The organism is Tersicoccus solisilvae, from assembly GCF_014643255.1.
In the GTDB taxonomy this organism is placed as follows: Bacteria; Actinomycetota; Actinomycetes; order Actinomycetales; family Micrococcaceae; genus Tersicoccus; species Tersicoccus solisilvae.
Genome location: NZ_BMJI01000001.1, coordinates 1 through 15717 on the forward strand (window position 1 = coordinate 1; position 15717 = coordinate 15717).

At 73.7% G+C, this 15717-nt stretch carries 15 protein-coding genes; 6 read left to right on the top strand and 9 right to left on the bottom strand.

The features are described from left to right. Positions 1-429: XRE family transcriptional regulator (locus IEX22_RS00005; RefSeq protein WP_188664440.1), on the bottom strand; the 429-nt coding region annotated here is incomplete at its 3' end. A 60-nt stretch (positions 430-489) separates the two neighbouring features. Then, positions 490-1989 (bottom strand): D-alanyl-D-alanine carboxypeptidase/D-alanyl-D-alanine-endopeptidase, encoded by a 1500-nt coding sequence (locus IEX22_RS00010; RefSeq protein WP_188664444.1) that lies wholly within the window; start codon positions 1987-1989, stop codon positions 490-492. A 114-nt stretch (positions 1990-2103) separates the two neighbouring features. Here IEX22_RS00010 and IEX22_RS00015 point away from each other — a divergent pair, with 114 nt between their 5' ends. Beyond that, entirely contained in the window at positions 2104-2646 is a 543-nt protein-coding gene (locus IEX22_RS00015) for an inorganic diphosphatase (protein ID WP_188664447.1), read from the top strand. 227 nt (positions 2647-2873) lie between these two features. Further along, positions 2874-4919, top strand: coding sequence for a vWA domain-containing protein (locus IEX22_RS00020; RefSeq protein ID WP_188664450.1), 2046 nt, complete (start codon positions 2874-2876; stop codon positions 4917-4919). A gap of 31 nt (positions 4920-4950) precedes the next feature. On the opposite strand, the gene IEX22_RS00025 is transcribed toward IEX22_RS00020, so the two are convergent. Then, positions 4951-6534 (bottom strand): serine/threonine-protein kinase, encoded by a 1584-nt coding sequence (locus IEX22_RS00025; RefSeq protein WP_188664453.1) that lies wholly within the window; start codon positions 6532-6534, stop codon positions 4951-4953. A 63-nt stretch (positions 6535-6597) separates the two neighbouring features. Between IEX22_RS00025 and IEX22_RS00030 the strand changes: the two genes are divergently transcribed. Continuing rightward, a complete protein-coding gene (locus IEX22_RS00030) occupies positions 6598-7209 on the top strand; it encodes a hypothetical protein (RefSeq protein ID WP_188664457.1) in 612 nt (203 codons plus the stop codon). Between the two features lie 159 nt (positions 7210-7368). Here IEX22_RS00030 and IEX22_RS00035 read toward each other — a convergent pair whose 3' ends face one another. The 3 genes from IEX22_RS00035 to serS form a co-directional block, all read right to left on the bottom strand. Then, positions 7369-8409, bottom strand: coding sequence for a cation diffusion facilitator family transporter (locus IEX22_RS00035; protein ID WP_188664460.1), 1041 nt, complete (start codon positions 8407-8409; stop codon positions 7369-7371). A 65-nt stretch (positions 8410-8474) separates the two neighbouring features. Beyond that, a complete protein-coding gene (locus IEX22_RS00040) occupies positions 8475-9356 on the bottom strand; it encodes an HAD family hydrolase (RefSeq protein ID WP_188664463.1) in 882 nt (293 codons plus the stop codon). Positions 9357-9445: 89 nt separating this feature from the next. After that, positions 9446-10729 (bottom strand): serine--tRNA ligase, encoded by a 1284-nt coding sequence (gene serS, locus IEX22_RS00045; protein WP_188664466.1) that lies wholly within the window; start codon positions 10727-10729, stop codon positions 9446-9448. A 71-nt stretch (positions 10730-10800) separates the two neighbouring features. Here serS and IEX22_RS00050 point away from each other — a divergent pair, with 71 nt between their 5' ends. The 3 genes from IEX22_RS00050 (at position 10801) to IEX22_RS00060 (ending at position 13594) form a co-directional block, all read left to right on the top strand. Continuing rightward, a complete protein-coding gene (locus IEX22_RS00050) occupies positions 10801-11490 on the top strand; it encodes a cyclodeaminase/cyclohydrolase family protein (RefSeq protein ID WP_188664469.1) in 690 nt (229 codons plus the stop codon). Position 11491: 1 nt separating this feature from the next. Beyond that, the gene (locus tag IEX22_RS00055; protein ID WP_188664472.1) at positions 11492-12394 is read left to right on the top strand and encodes a bifunctional methylenetetrahydrofolate dehydrogenase/methenyltetrahydrofolate cyclohydrolase; all 903 of its coding nucleotides are present in this window, start codon (positions 11492-11494) and stop codon (positions 12392-12394) included. Between the two features lie 108 nt (positions 12395-12502). Beyond that, on the top strand, positions 12503-13594 hold the full coding sequence (locus tag IEX22_RS00060; protein WP_188664476.1) for a diacylglycerol/lipid kinase family protein: 1092 nt from the start codon (positions 12503-12505) through the stop codon (positions 13592-13594). A gap of 204 nt (positions 13595-13798) precedes the next feature. On the opposite strand, the gene IEX22_RS00065 is transcribed toward IEX22_RS00060, so the two are convergent. The 3 genes from IEX22_RS00065 to IEX22_RS00075 all read right to left on the bottom strand — a co-directional run bounded on the left by IEX22_RS00065 (position 13799) and on the right by IEX22_RS00075 (position 15606). After that, positions 13799-14032, bottom strand: coding sequence for a hypothetical protein (locus tag IEX22_RS00065; protein WP_188664478.1), 234 nt, complete (start codon positions 14030-14032; stop codon positions 13799-13801). Positions 14033-14291: 259 nt separating this feature from the next. Then, entirely contained in the window at positions 14292-15269 is a 978-nt protein-coding gene (gene pheA / locus IEX22_RS00070; protein ID WP_188664481.1) for a prephenate dehydratase, read from the bottom strand. Positions 15270-15279: 10 nt separating this feature from the next. Next, positions 15280-15606, bottom strand: coding sequence for a rhodanese-like domain-containing protein (locus IEX22_RS00075; RefSeq protein WP_188664484.1), 327 nt, complete (start codon positions 15604-15606; stop codon positions 15280-15282). Between the last annotated feature and the right edge of the window lie 111 nt (positions 15607-15717).

Genomic DNA, 15717 nt, shown 5'->3' on the forward strand with positions numbered 1-15717 from the left:
GCCGGCGGCGACGGCCGCGGCGATCAGCGTGGCGCGGCCGGCGGCGTCGCGCAGGGAGGCGACGACGGCGTCCCGGTCCGCGGCTCCGGCCGGGGCGGAGGACCGGGCGGTCCCGGCGGCCCCGGCGGTGGTCGTCGCGACCGGCTGCGAGGCCGCGACCCGTTCGAGGATGAGCGCGGGCTCCATGGCCGACTCCATGTCGCGTTCGAGCATCAGCAGCCGCTCCTGCACCACGGGGTTGCCGATCTTGATCCGTTGTCCCGAGCTGAGCTGGGAGAGCATCGGCGCGGAGATGCCCAGCACGGCCGCCAGCCGCCGGTTGGAGATGCCGTAGTGAGCCATCACCGCACCGAACCGGTCGGCGAGGCTCTGGCCGTAGATCTTCTCCTGCTCGGCGATCTTCTCTTCCGTGCTGCGGGGCTCCGGCATGTCCTCAGCTTGGCACACCGACGACCCCGCGCACCGGTCGGTCGGCGCAACGGTCGCGGCTCAGCGACAACCGCAGCCGGCGAGAGCGGCGGCGGCGCGGTCCAGGGCGGCGCGGGCGGCGGCGGTGCTCCCGGGCGGGTTCGCGGCCATGAACGCGAACACGAGCAGCCGGCCGTCGCGGTCCACGACGTAACCGCTGAGCGTGGAGGCGGCGTTCAGGGTGCCGGTCTTGGCCCGGACCACGCCGGCGCCGGCGGCGTCGCCCGGGTCGTCGAACCGCTCGGCGAGCGTGCCGGTGAGGGCGGCGATCGGCAGGCCGGCGGCCGCGTCGGCGAACCGCTCGTCGACGACGGCCCGCCGCACCGCCCCGGCGAGGGTCGCGGCACCGACCCGGTTGGTGTCCGCGAGCCCCGACGCATCGGTGACCACGAGGCCGTCGACGCTCAGGCCGAGCCGGGCGACCGTGTCCCGGACGAAACGGGCCGCTCCGGCCGGGTCGGTCGGAGCGCCCGCCGCGTGGGCGGCGACCCGGGTCAGGGCCTCGGCGACGTCGTTGTCGGAGTGGTCGAGCAGCCACCGCACCTGCTCCCCCACGGTGGCGGAGTCGACGGCGCCGAGCCGGCCGCCGTCGACGGCCGGGGCTGCGGCGGCGCGGGTGACGGTGGGGGCGACGTCGGTGGCGGAGCCGGCCGTGGCGGCCAGGGCGACGCGCAGGGCGGCCGCGAACGCCTCCCCGGCCGCGACCGCCGGGTCGGCGGGCCGCTCGCCGGGGGCGGCGTCCGCTCGGGTGTGACCGGAGTAGAGGGCGAGCGGGGTGACGGGGCCGATCTCCCCGGCGGCGACGTCGCCGTCCTGCCACGCCGGGTTCAGCACCGGGCCGGTGAAGCGCGAGGTGTCGACGCTGACCCGCACGGTTCCCCGCACGCCCGCGGCCCGCAGCGATGCGGCGGTGCGCTCGGCCAGGGTCCGCAGCCCGGCGTGGCCCATGGTGGCGTCCGGGTCGGAGGCGCCGGCGCCGAGCATGACGTCGCCCGCCCCGACCAGCACGACGTCGCCCGTCCGGGAACCGCGGACCGCGGTCGTGGTGATCCGCTGTCGCGGGTCGAGGGTGGCGAGGACGGCGAGGGAGGAGAGGAGCTTGAGGTTGGAGGCGGGGATGCGCGGTTCGGCGGCGGCATCCTGGTACACGGCCCGGCCGGTGGCCGCGTCCAGCACGGCGGCCGAGACGTCGATGCCGGTGGGGGTGGACGCCTGCGCGGCGGCGAGCGCCGCCGCCACCCCCGTGGGGGCGGGCGCGGGGGCCGACGACGCGTCGGCGGGCACGGCGAGCGCGGTGGGCGTGCCCTGGGCGGGCACGGCCGCCGGGTTCGTGGACGGCGCGGCGGACGCGGGCGGGTTCCGGGCGAGGACCCCGGAGGGCAGCAGCCCGGGCAGCACGAACAGCCCCGTCGGGATCGCCGCGGCCACGATCCCGAGGACCACCAGCAGCCCGATCAGCACCCGCGCGGAACCGGGCCGCCCGCGCCGTGCGGCGCCGCGTGCGCGCGATGAGGTGGCCACCGGGTCCTCCCGTCGTCGCCGCTGGATGCTGAACTATCGTGGGTACCAGTCTGGCCGATCCGGCCCCGCCGGCCGGCACCGGACGTGCGACGCCCACTCACCGCAAGGAGAACCATGAACTTCGATGTCACCGTCGAGATCCCGAAGGGGTCCCGCGTGAAGTACGAGATCGACCACGAGACGCACCGGCTGCGCCTGGACCGCGTGCTCTTCACCTCGATGCAGTACCCCACGCACTACGGGTACATCGAGAACTCCCTCGGCGAGGACGGCGATCCGCTGGACGCCCTCGTGATGCTCGACGTCGACGTCGTGCCCGGCGTGCTGATCGAGTCCCGGCCGGTGGCGGTGTTCAACATGGTCGACGACGGCGGTGGGGACGCCAAGGTGCTGTGCGTGCCCGCCGACCCGCGCTTCGACCACATCCAGGACATCGGCGACGTCTCCTCCTACCTGCTGGACGAGATCAAGCACTTCTTCACCAAGTACAAGGACCTCGAGCCGGGCAAGTGGGTCGAGGCGGCCGACTGGGAGGGCCGGGAGGCCGCCGAGAAGGAGGTGCTCGCGTCCCTCGACCGCTTCCAGGCCGAGGGCGAGGCCTCCGAGGAGGACGAGCCGCAGGGCCGCGACGTGGACGCGGACGCCGTCAACAACTGATCGCCGCCCGACGCTGCCCCCGATCGCCTCCGCGGCCGGGGGCAGCGCCGTTCCCGGGACCTATCGTGGGGCACAGCGCCGTTCTCGAACGGCGACTCGCGTCGGGGCCACCGTCGCCGTCCGGGATATTTGCTTTCGCTAACAGATCCGATACGTTTGCTAAAGCAATTGGTTGCCGCGGTCTCCTCGTCGGAGGAGCTGCCGACGGCCCAGCAGAGGAGGACCCGATGCCGCACCGTACCGCTCGTCCCCGATCGATCCGCCGTCCGATTCGTCGCCGGGGTGCCGTCCGTACCGCGGCACGCAATCTCGTCGTCGGCGCCGTCGTCGCCGCGCTGGGCCTGCTGGGGTCCCCCGCGCTGGCCGACACCTCGTCCGGGCCGTCCTCGAGCACGCCGACGTCGACGGTGCTCCGCCCGGTGATGCTCGTGATGGACTACTCGGGCTCGATGCTCACCAAGGACGCCGATGCGGCCGGCACCACCACCCGCCTGCGGGCCGCACAGGACGCGGTCAAGGCCCTGATCGACCGCGTGCCGGACAACGGCCAACTGGGGCTGACCGTCTACGGGACCACCAGCGCCAAGTCGTGCCAGGACATCACCACCGTCCAGCCTCTGGCCGCCGTCGACAAGCCCGCGCTGCGGGCCCGCATCGACCAGCTCAAGGCCGTCGGCCAGACGCCGATCGGGGCGTCCCTGCTGAAGGCGGCCGAGTCGTTCCAGGGCCGGGAGGGACCGAAATCGATCGTCCTGGTCTCCGACGGCCAGGAGACCTGCTCGCGTCCGGCGGCGTGCGACGCGGCCCGGACGCTGGCGACGCGGGGGATCGACCTCACCATCCACACGATCGGCTTCCGCGTCTCGGGCAAGGCCCAGGCGGAGCTGCAATGCATCGCCGGCGCGACGGGCGGCACCTACGCGGCCGCGAAGGACGCCGGGCAGTTGGCGGAGAAGCTGTCCACCCGCACCTTCCGGGCGTTCCAGGGATACGAGGTGACGGGCACGCCCGTGACCGGCACGGCCGAGTACCAGGACGCTCCCGAGCTGAAGCCGGGACAGTACCGGGACCAACTCGACGCCGCCGGCACGGACGGCCCGAACAGCAAGGACGGCACCGTCTCGTACTACCGTCTGGGTGACGCGCAGCCGGGTCAGCGCCTGCACCTGGCCGTCCTGCAGGCCGGTCAGCACCCGGTGCCGGAGGCCGAGCGGAACAAGTCCCTCGCGGTGAAGGTCACCCTGGAAGCGGACGACGGTACCTCGTGCGGCGTCAGCATGTACACGCCGGACAACGCCACCGTGCGCCGTCCCGTGGTGGCGTACACCCACACGCTGGATTCCCTGGAGAAGCCCGGTGCGACCTGCTCCCACAACGGCTCGCCCGCCATCTACGCCAAGGTGACGCGGACCGGGGCGCGGTTCACCGGCACGCCCCTGCCCATCGAGCTCGCGTACTGGGCGGAGCCGGCACACGACGGCGCGTCTCCCGCGGCTCGGGCGACCGAGAGCCTCAAGCCGGCGGCCATCACCGTGCGCGGCGACGCGCAGGCCGTCTCCGGGGCGGGCAGCTTCAACGACGCGACCCGGCTCGAGGCCGGCCGGGTCTACCGGGACACGGTCCAGCGAGACGAGATGCGGTTCTACCGTGTGCACATCGCACAGGGGCAGCGGCTGAGCTACCGGCTGACCTCCGTCGAGAACGAGGACAGCCAGGTGATCGGCGTCGACGCCAAACTCTTCTCGCCCGTCCGGGAAGCGGTCAACCAGAGTGAGCCGACCGGCAACTACCTCGGCTTCGGCTCGACCGGCAAGCACATCGACCTGAGCATGCGTCAACTGGTCGACGACGCGAATCGTTCCGGGTCGTACGGTCGTGACCAGTACCTGGCCGGCGACTACTCCATCGTCGTCGACGGCAACGCCTCGACCAACAACGCCGGCACCGACCCCGAGTTCTCCTACGAGCTGACCGTCCAGGTGGACGGCACCGCCCAGCAGGGCGGCGACGTGGTGCTGCAGGGCGGCGGTGGGTCCGCGTCGGAGGCATCGGACGGCGCGACGGCGGCAGGCAGCCCCACCGGGACCGACGCGTCCGTCGCCGCCTCGAGCACTCCGGCCGCGCAGGGCGACGCCGGCTCGGGCGCCGCCCGCTCCGCGACGAACGCCGGCATCCCGTGGCTGGCCGGCGCCCTCGGCGTGGTGCTGCTGATCGGCGGCGGGATCTGGTGGGCGGCGGCGCGGAGCCGCCGGTCCGGCGACCACACCGGCTGAGCGACGGGACGCCGCGCCGGCGACGGCATCGTCAGCGCGACCGCCACACCTGGTCCTGACCCTCCGCGGTGCAGGTGAGGATCCGTCCGTCGGCACCGCGGACGGTCAGGTCCACCTCCAGCCAACTGCACGCCGCGCCCTCCCGGGCGGAGCTGCTCGGCGTCGCCGTCGGCGACGGGGTGGAGGATCGACCGGTCCGCGCGGGTGCCGATGACGCGGCGGTGGGCGACGCGGGCGCGGCGGTGGGCGACGCGGGCGACGCGGGCGCGGCGGTGGCGGGCGGCGACGTGGCGACGGCGGTCGTCGGCGAGCCCGTCCCCGGGACCCCGGCGACCCCACCGGTGAGGAGCACGACGGCGGCACCGATCACCAGCGCCAGGCCGACCACCATCACGAGCACGGGGACCACGACCGGGAGCCGTCGACCGCGCCCGCCGGCGCGACGCGTGGCTCCCTTCCCGGCCGACGTCGACGCGGCCGTCACGGGGTTCGTGGCGGCGGCCGCCCCGGTCGGCGGGACCGCCTCGGTCTCGCGGAGCGACGGATCCTCCTCCCCGGACGCCCGGGCCGAGGAGTCGATCGAGGGGGCGGTCGCGGAACCGATCGAGGGAACCCCGACGGGTCGCGCCGGCACGGCGGGTACCTGGCTCCGGCCGGCCGCCACCGGCCCGCTCCGGTCCTCTGCCTCCGCGTGGACGACATCGAACACCTCGAACGGCTCTCCGGAGGCGACGAGGTACCCGCCCGGGCTGCGGAGCGGGGCCAGCCGTCCCGCCGCCTCACCGGCCGCCGCCACGCGCCGCGCCGGATCCGGGGCCAGCAGACCCGCCAGCACCGGCAGGAGCACGTCGAGGTCGTCGTCCGGGGCGAGCCCCGACGCGCCCGCCGCACCGTCGCCCATGCGACGGCAGGCCTCCTCCAGTTGCACGCCGCGCAGGTCGGGCCGGAGCAGGGCCACGGCGAGCGCACCGACGGCGAAGTGGTCCTGGGCCGGGTCCGGGTCGGCGAGATCGAATACCTCGGGCGCCATGTAGCCCGGCGTGCCGTACACCAGACCGGTGCCGGTCAGCCGCGGTTCGTCGCGGTGCAGGGCCAGCCCGAAATCCCCCAGCCGCACGTGCGGCGTGCCCTGCCCGGTGACCTCCAGGAGGACGTTGGCGGGCTTGACGTCCCGATGCACCCATCCGGAGCGGTGGACAGAGGCCAGGCCGTCCAGCAGCTGGGACACCACCTCCGCGACCAGACCGGGAGAGAACGCCCCGTGGTCGGCGAGCGCGGTCGCGAGGTTGCCGCCCGCGCACAGCGGGGACAGGATCGCCACGCTCTGGTCCTCGGCGACCCAGCCGTACGGGCACACCAGGTGGGGATGGTCGAACGTGACCGCCTGTTCGCGGACGAACCGCAGCAGGTCCGGGCTCTGGCTCTGGCGCATGACCTTCGCCGCGCACTCGTGGTGGCGACGGCGGTCCCAGCCCAGCCACACATGTCCGGTGGCGCCCGACGCGATGATCGAGACCAGCTCGACCCGTCCCGCGATCACCTCGCCCATGTGCGCCTTCCCCGGCTCGTCCTGCACTCTGCTCCGGGCCTCGAACCGGACCCACTCCGACCGCACCCCGCCGCTCCTCCCGCCGCGGTTGTGCCCAGCGTATGCCGGGACTCCCGGCATACTGGACCCGTGTTCGCCCTGACCTTCGACCAGCGGGCCGGGCGTGAGGCGGGCGACCTGGTGCCGGACCTGATGACCCGGTTGCGGTTCCACGCGGCGCTCGTGCCGTTCCAGCGGTCCGTCGCCGACGAGGTACAGGGCATCGTCGACGATCCCGCCGTCGCCGTCGACGCCGCCCTGATCGGACTGCGCGGCGGTCACTGGTCCGTGGGAATCGGCGTCGGCCGGGTGGACGACCTGACCTCGGACCACATCCTCGACGCCACCGGTCCCGCCCTCGTGCACACCCGCAACGCGGCCGAACGCTCCCTGGCCGTGACGGACCGGGTGGCCCTGTCCGTCGAGGGCCTCGACGAGGACCTGGCAGCGGAGGCGGAGGCGGTGTTGCGTCTGATCGGCCGCATCGTCGCGGTGCGCACCGTGGCGGAGTGGCGCGTCGTGGACCTGATGACGCCGGGGGTCCGGGGGCAGCAGAAGGCGATCGCCGCCGAGCTCGGCGTCACCGTCCAGGCCGTCTCGCAGGCCGTGCACCGGTCCTTGCTGCCGCAGGAGTGGGCGGCCCGGCCGGCGGCCGCCCGGCTGCTCGGGCTGCTGGATCGGCAGCGCGTCCTCTCCGCCTGACCGTTCGCCGGCAGGTCCCCCGGTGGCCCTCCCGCGGGCCCGGCGCGGCGGCGCTGGACCGGCTGATCCGTCGACGGCGCTGAGCGAGGCCGGCGGCCGGGGAGTCGGCCGAGGGGCCGGGGAGTCGCCGAGGGGCCGGGCGGCCGGGTGAAACGGCGCCTAGGGGGAGGTGGCCGGGCTCTCGGGCACGAGGGGGCGCTCGTCGCGCGTGGCCAGGGTGAGTACGGCCTCGGTGATGCGGTCCTGGCTCTCGAGCCTGGCCTCGACCGCGCGGAGCCGCTCGGCGACCTCGGACTCGGTCCGGTCGCCGGCCAGGTCGACGGCCGCCACCAGGAAGATGCGGCCCGGGCCGACGAACTCGAGGTGCAGGTACGTCACGCGCTCGACCTCCTCGTCCTCGAGCAGGCCGCGCAGCACCACGTCCCGCTGCGGATTGCCGAGCGGCTGGCCGACGAGGAACTCGCGGTTGCGGGCGATCAGGAAGATCGCCATCACCGCGAGCACGAGGCCGACGGCGATGGACCCGAACGCGTCGTAGACGGCCGACCCGGTGAGCTGGTGCAGCAGGATGCCCGCGCCGGCGAGCAGGATGCCGATGAGCGCGCCGCCGTCCTCGATGAACACGGCGCGCAGCGTCGGGTCCGAGGTGCGCGTGATGAACCGCAGGGGGTGCAGCCCGAGCGAGGCCGCCTGTCCGCGCGTCTGCCGCGTCGCCTGGAAGAACGAGACGCCCTCGAGCACGAACGCGATGGCCAGGACGAGGTACGCGACCAGCGGGTCGGTCTGCTCGCCCTCCTCGGCCAGCGACTGGATGCCGTGCCAGATCGAGACGACGGCTCCGGCGCTGAACAGGCCGAACGCCGCGAACATCGACCACACGTAGGCGTCGCGGCCGAAGCCGAGCGGGTGGGAGGGGTCGGGCTTCTTGCCGGCCTTGCGCTCGGCGATCAGCAGGAAGACCTCGTTGCCGGAGTCCGCCCAGGAGTGCGCCGCCTCCGCCACCATCGAGGCCGAGCCGGTGAGGACGGCCGCCACGGACTTGGCGATGGCGATCAGCACATTGGCGGCGAAGGCGATGAGCACGGTGAACAGCGAGCCGCCGTGCTCCGGCTTGCCGCCGCCCTCCCGCGGCGTGCGGGGCGAGGAGCCCGTGTCCCGGACAGCCGCCGATACCGACCGTTCCGCCCGGGAGTGCGCCATCCTCGCAGTCTAGGCCCGGGCGCCGGGCGGTCCGCCGCGGTCGTGCCGGACGGCGCCGGCCGGACTCAGCCCAGCAGGGCGCGCAGCGCCACGGCGGCGCCGTCCTCGTAGACGCTGCCGGTGACGGTGTTCGCGGCGGCGACGACCTCGGCGGGTGCCTGGCCCATGGCCACGCCGTGCCCGGCCCAGCCGAGCATCTCGATGTCGTTGCGGCCGTCACCCATCGCGACGGTCAGCCCCGGGTCGACGTCCAGCCGGCGGCGGACCTGCTCGAGGGCGCTGGCCTTGGTCGTGCCCTGGGCAGCGATGTCCAGCCACGCCGTCCAGCCCACGGAGTAGGCGACACCGTGCAGTCCCGCCCGTTCGATGGCGGCGGCGAAGTCGTCGGACGTGCTGTCCGCGCTGTAGACGACGAGGCGGACGGCGGTGGTGTCGAGGAGCCGGCCGAAGTCGACGCCCTCGGCCTCCACACCGAAGCTGGCGTCCTGGAAGCGTTCGGTGGAGAGGAAGCGGCCGGTGTCGTCCTCGAGCGCGTACGTGGCGTTGGGCAGGATGGCGCGGAGCGCGCGCAGGGCCGGGGACGGGTCGAAGGTCACCCGTTCGACCACCTCGTACCCGTCGGGCAGGTCCGGATCGACCCGGACGGTGACGCCGCCGTTGCTGCAGACGGCGAAACCCCGGTCCAGGCCGATGCGCTCGATCACGGGCAGCGTCGCGTGCAGGGACCGCCCCGTGGCGATGACGACGTGGTGTCCGGCGGAGACGGTGGCGCCCGCCGCCTCGCGGACGGCGTCGCTCATGTGCCCGTCGTGGTCGAGCAGGGTGCCGTCGACGTCCAGCGCGACGAGGCGGCGCTGCGCCGCGGGGACGGGCCCGGAGGCGGGACGGGCAGGGGTCGGATGATCGGAGGACCGGTCCTCGGTGCCGGTCGTGAAACTCGTGGTCATGTCCCGATCCTGCCACGCACCCCTGACCGTCACCCGGGCGCGGGCGGGACGCCCGGATGAAGGCCCGGTGAACAGTGCCGGGCCGGAACCTACGGACGCAGTTCGGCGAGCCCACCCACGTAGGGCCGCAGCGCCTCGGGCACCCGGATCGAGCCGTCGGCCTGCTGGTGCTGCTCGAGGATCGCCACGATCCACCGCGTCGTCGCCAGGGTCCCGTTCAGGGTGGCGACCATCCGCGTGCCGGCCTTGCTGCCGTCGGCGGCCGTGACGCGCTCCCGGATGTTCAGGCGCCGCGCCTGGAACGTCGTGCAGTTCGACGTCGAGGTCAGCTCCCGGTACCGCTGCTGACTCGGCACCCAGGCCTCGCAGTCGAACTTGCGGGCCGCGGACGTGCCCAGATCCCCGGCGGCGATGTCGATCACCCGGTAGGCGAGCTCGCACTTGCCGAGCATCTCCTCCTCCCACGCCAGCAGCCGCTCGTGCTCCGCGGCGGAGTCCTCGAGGGTGGTGTAGGTGAACATCTCCACCTTGTTGAACTGGTGGACGCGGATGATGCCGCGGGTGTCCTTGCCGTGCGAGCCGGCCTCGCGCCGGTAGCAGGAGGACCAGCCGGCGTAGCGGATCGGGCCGTCGGTCAGGTCGAGGATCTCGTCGGCGTGGTACCCGGCGATGGCCACCTCGGAGGTGCCCACCAGGTAGAGGTCGTCCTTGGGCAGCTGGTAGATCTCGTCGTCGTGCTGGACGTCGAACCCGGTGCCGGCCATCGTCTCGCGGCGGACCAGGGTGGGGGTGATCATCGGGACGAAGCCGTAGGCGGCCGCCTGGTCCATGGCCATGGACAGCAGGCCGAGCTCGAGCCGGGCGATGGCGCCCTTGAGGAAGTAGAACCGGGAGCCGGAGACCTTCGCCCCGCGCTCCATGTCGATGCCGCCGAGCGCCTCGCCGAGGGCCAGGTGGTCCCGCGGCTCGAACCCCTCCGCGGTGAAGTCGCGGACGGTGCCGACCTCGCGCAGCACGGTGAAGTCGTCCTCACCGCCCGCGGGCACGCCGTCGAGCACGAGGTTCGGGATGGTGCGGGCGAGCCCGTCCAGCTCCGCCTGGGCGGCGTCGGCGTCCGCCTGCGCGGCCTTGACCCGGGCGGCCAGCTCCTTGACCTGCGCCAGCAGCTGCGCCTTCTCGTCGCCGGTGGCCTTCGCCACCTGCTTGCCGTACGCGTTCTGCTCGGCGCGCAGCGATTCGTAGGCGGTGATCGAGGAGCGCCGGGCGCCGTCGGCGTCGAGCAGCCGCTGCACGAGGGAACCGTCGGCCCCCCGGGCGCGCTGCGAGGCGACGAAGCGGTCTGGATTCTCCCGGAGCTCGTTCAGATCGATCACGGCCCCAATCCTACGGGTCACGTGTGAGCGCGCCCGCCCGCCATCCGGAAGCGCACCCTACGATGGTGTCGATGGCCGATCACACCGCTGCTCCTGCCCCGTCCACCGAGGATCACGCCGACCTGTGGTCGCTGCCGCTGGCCGAGTTCCGGCGCCGCACCGCCGGTCCCGAGCCCACGCCCGGTGGCGGGTCGGTCTCGTCCGTCACCGCCACGCTCGGGGTGAGCCTCGTCCAGATGGCCGTGCACATCTCCGCCCGCAAGGCCGCCCGCGAGACCTCCGGCGACGCGGAGGCCGCGCGCGGGGCCTGGGACGACGACGCGCGGCGCGGCGAGGAGCTCGCCGACGCGCTCGCCGAGGCCGCCGCGGCCGACGTCGCCGCCTTCGAGGCGCTGATGCGCGCCTACCGGCTCCCCCGCGATGGCGCCGCGGGCGAGGACCGGAAGCAGGCGGTCGCCGAGGCGAGCGAGGGCGCGACGGAGGTGCCCCTGCGGCTGGCGGAGACCATCACCGAGGCCGTCGAGTTCGCCGGGACGGTGGTCGACCGGGTCGACGACCACGTCCGCAGTGACGTGCTGGCCGGGGCGGACATCCTCGCGGGGTCGTTCCACGCGGCGCTGCACACCGTCGAGATCAACCTGCCCTCCCTGGCCGAGGGACCGCGGGCGGCGTTCACGTCGCGGCGCGACGCGACGCTCGCCCGCCTGGAGGCCGCCCACCGTGACCTGCGCCCCGCGCTCTCCCACCCGCAGGAGGACTGACGTGACCGCGACCATCATCGATCCCGCCGAGCTGGCGGCCGACTACCGCGCCCGCCTGCGCGGGGAGCTGGGCCGGCTGGACCACCGCGTGCGGATCGTCGGGCTGCTCGCGCAGGAGTCCGGGCCCGCGGCGACGTACGCCCGCTACACCCAGCGGGGCTGCGAGTCCGTGGGCATCGACTTCGACCTGCGCCGGGTGGATCCCGCCGACGCGGAGCGGGCGATCGGCGAGGCCAACGCCGACCCGGACGTGCACGGCATCTTCCTCTACTACCCGTTGCACGGGCCGGACGGGGACCGGTGGCTGCGCGAGCTCGTCGACCCGCGCAAGGACGTCGAGGGCATGCACTCCTTCTGGAGCCGGTACCTGTACGAGAACCGCCGGTACCTCGACGAGGGCCGGACGACGCCGGCGATCCTGCCGTGCACCCCGCTGGCTCTGCTCAAGCTGCTCCAGCGGGCCGGGCTGTCCGACTCCGACGCCGACGCTCCCCTGCGGGGCATCACCGCGTGCGTGATCAACCGGTCCGAGATCGTGGGCCGGCCGCTCTCGGCGATGCTGGCCAACGACGGGGCCGAGGTGATCTCCATCGACATCGACGGGGCGCTGCTGTTCGCACCGGCCATCGGTCGCCAGTCCCACGTCATCCAGCCGACGTCGATGGACCGGCGGGAGGCGCTGGCCCGGGCCGACGTCGTCGTCACCGGCGTGCCGTCCCGCGACTTCGACCTGATCGGCCCGGACGAGATCAAGCCGGGGGCGATCTGCGCCAACTTCGCCGAGTTCCGCAACTTCACGGACGAGATCGTGACGACGGCGGGGGCGTTCATCCCGCGGGTCGGGCCGATGACGGTCGCGATGGCGATGCGCAACGCGGTCCGGCTGCACACCACGGTCCAGTAAGCACGGTCCAGGAGGCACGGTCCAGTAAGCGGCACGGCCGGCCGGACGTTTGCCGCTGCGACCGGCCGGCCCGGGGAAGGGCCGGGACGCGCCGATAGCATGGAGCACATGACCGAGACCCGCGTGCCGCTCATCGCCCGTGCCGTCGCGAGCCTGACCGGCAGCTCCCGGGTGACGCACCTGCCGTCGGTGCAGGCGGTTCGCGCGCGGCACGTCAGGTCGGCCGTGAACGGCGAGACGACGCCGCGGCACGAGGGCCCGCAGCGGGTCACGGTGGTGCTGAACCCGATCAAGTCCAACGCCGATCAGGCCCGGCAGCGGATCGCGGCGGTCTGCCGTGACGCCGGCTGGGAGGAGCCCCGGTTCTTCGAGACGACCGTGGAGGACGCGGGCGTGGCGATGACGCGGGATGCGCTCGGTGTCGACCCCGACGTCGTCATCGCCGGCGGCGGCGACGGGACGATCCGGATGGTCGCGCACGCCCTGGCCGGCAGCGACGTCCCGATGGGCATCGTGCCGCTGGGCACCGGCAACCTGCTGGCTCGCAACCTCGACATCGACCCCGACGACCTGGACGGCAACATCGAGGCCGCGCTGTTCGGGGTGCACCGGGCGATCGACACGTCGACGGTGCGGCTGGAGCGGAAGGACGGGTCCGTCGACGAGCACACCGGCCTGGTGATGGCCGGGATCGGGTTCGACGCCGAGGTGATCGCGGGGACCCGGGACGACCTGAAGTCGAAGATCAGCTGGCTCGCGTACGGGGAAGCGGGGGTCCGGAAGCTGGTGGGCAGGCGGCACCCGGTCGAGATGGACCTGGACGACCGCGGCCGGAAGCGATTCCGGATGCGCAGCGTGCTGGTCGCCAACTGCGGGCTGCTGCCCGGCGGCATCGACTTCATCCCCGACGCCGTCATCGACGACGGGACGCTCAACGTCGTCATCATGGCGCCGCGGAACATGTTCGAGTGGTTCGCCGTGCTCGGGAAGGTGGTGTTCAAGCACCGCCGGTCGCTGCCGGCCATCCGCTACTACGACGCCCGGGAGGCCCAGATCAGCACCGAGGACGCCCTGATGACGCAGGTGGACGGCGACGAGACCGGTGACGCGCTGGCCATGCGGGTCACCGTCAATCCCGGGGCCCTGACGGTGCGGGTGCTGTCGCCGACGATGGACAGGCAGCTCAGCGACCCGGCCTGACGGCGACCCGGCCTGACGGCGCCCCGGCTCGTGGTGGCTCGGCCTGACGGCGCCCCGGCTCGTGGTGGCTCGGCGGCGTCCTGTGGCCGGTCTCGGTGGCCGGTCCAGCCGCGGCCCTCGGTGGCCGGTCCAGCCGGGGCCCTCGGTGGCCGGTCCAGCCGGGGCCCTCGGCGGCGGCCGGGTGAGGGCCGCCGCCGTCGGACGTCACTGCTTGTTGAAGTCCGCCTCGACGTCCTTCTCGCCCTCGGAGACGTGGAGCTCGTCCTCGCCGCGTGACTGACGGGCGATGGCCTGCTCCTCCTCGGCGAAGCGCATGTCGTTCGCCTCGTCGGCCTCGTCCCGGGCGATGTCGTCGTCCGTACCGGAGGCGTTCGGCTCGTACTGGAGCTCCGGGTTGACGATCTCGCCGTCGTCGGACCGGTCCGGGATCTCGTTCACGATGCTGTGCTCCTTCTCGCGGGTCACCCGCGGATCTGTCACGGACGGGCCGCCCCTCGGCGGCCGCGGATCGTTCAGCCTATGCGGTGACGGCCCGGCCGCTCAATCCGTGGCACGGGGATCGGCCTGTGGGGTGAGCGCGACGGCGGCCGTCGACTCCCGGTCAGCTGTGGGACCGTTCTTGCCGTGGGAGCGGGCTACTCCGTCCCGAACGGCAGCAACGGTCCCATTCGCGGATCCGAGCGACGGCGGACCAGCGTCAGGCCGTGTCCGGGCCGGCGTTCCCGCCGCCCCGGCGGCCGGTCAGGGAGCTCACCCAGCGGGAGGCGTCCTCGAACGCCTGGTCCCGGTGGTGCCGCGGGACGGTGGGCACGCCGTCGTCGGCCCGCGGGTACGAGCCGAGGAACCGGGTCGCGGGACTGATCCGGTGCAGCCCCGCGAGGGCGTCGGCGACGCGCGCGTCCTCGAGGTGGCCCTCGGCGTCGATGCTGAAGAAGTAGTCCCCGAGATAGGCGCCGGTGGGCCGGGACTCGATGCGTGAGAGGTTGACGCCCCGGGCGGCGAACTGGTCGAGGATCTCCATCAGCGCACCGGGGTGGTCGTCGGGCAGCGGCACGACGATGGTGGTCTTGTCGGAGCCGGTGCGCGGCGGCAGGGGGCGGGGCCGGCTGACCAGGACGAACCGGGTGACGGCCCCCGTGCGGTCGCCGATGTCCTCGGCGAGGACGGCCAGGTCGTATCGCTCACCGACGACGGGGGCGCAGATCGCCGCGTCCCACGGCCACGGGCCGGGCCCGGTCAGGGCGACCCCGGCGGCCGCCGTCGAACTCGAGGGCAGGTACTCGGTGCCGGGCAGGTGGGCGTCCACCCAGCCACGGCACTGCGCCATGGCATGGCTGTGGGTGGCGACGACACGTACGTCCTCGAGCCGGGTGCCGGGGCGCGCGAGGAGGTTGAAGCGCACCGGGACGACGACCTCCCGGATGATCCGCAGCTCGTCGCTGACGGCGATGGCGTCCAGCGTGGCGGTGACGCCGCCCTCCACGGAGTTCTCGATCGGCACCATGGCCGCGCCGACCTCGCCGTCGAGCACCAGCTGCAGCGCGGCGTTCACACTCGTCGCGGGTACCCGGCGGGCCTGCGCCGCACCGGGCACCGTCAGCAGCGCGGACTCGGTGAACGTCAGCTCGGGTCCGAGGTAGGCGTAGCTCTCCCCGCCGGCGCCGTCGGGACTCACGCGCCGTCGCTCACTTGACGTAGGGCGCGGCGTCGGTCTCGGAGACCATGTCCCGCTCGGCGTCCATCCACGCGCCCATGCCGCCGGAGACGTTCACGGCGTCGAACCCGTTCTGGTTCAGCCACGCCGTCACCCGGGAGGAACGGCCGCCGGTCCGGCAGATCACGTGGATCTCCTCGTCGGCGGGCAGTTCGCCGTAGCGCACCATGATGTCACCGAGGGGGATGTGCCGGGCGTGCGCGATGTGCCCGGCCTCCCACTCGTCGTCCTCGCGCACGTCCAGCACGGTGGTGTCGTCGGTGATCGCGTCGACCGTGACGCTCGGCAGGGAATCCACGGCTGCTCACTTCCTCTTCGAACCGGTGGTCGTCGGCATCGGGCCGGTGGGGCCGGCCTCGCCGTCGAGCCTAGTGCACCCCCTCGGGGCCGGCCGCGGTCACCGGCCTCA

What these genes read in the sequence shown, in the direction of transcription:
- IEX22_RS00015 (WP_188664447.1), top strand. Translation starts at nt 2,104, where the DNA reads ATGAACTTCGATGTCACCGTCGAGATCCCGAAGGGGTCCCGCGTGAAG.
- IEX22_RS00035 (WP_188664460.1), bottom strand. Translation starts at nt 8,409, where the DNA reads ATGGCGCACTCCCGGGCGGAACGGTCGGTATCGGCGGCTGTCCGGGAC.
- IEX22_RS00020 (WP_188664450.1), top strand. Translation starts at nt 2,874, where the DNA reads ATGCCGCACCGTACCGCTCGTCCCCGATCGATCCGCCGTCCGATTCGT.
- IEX22_RS00060 (WP_188664476.1), top strand. Translation starts at nt 12,503, where the DNA reads ATGACCGAGACCCGCGTGCCGCTCATCGCCCGTGCCGTCGCGAGCCTG.
- IEX22_RS00040 (WP_188664463.1), bottom strand. Translation starts at nt 9,356, where the DNA reads ATGACCACGAGTTTCACGACCGGCACCGAGGACCGGTCCTCCGATCAT.
- IEX22_RS00050 (WP_188664469.1), top strand. Translation starts at nt 10,801, where the DNA reads ATGGCCGATCACACCGCTGCTCCTGCCCCGTCCACCGAGGATCACGCC.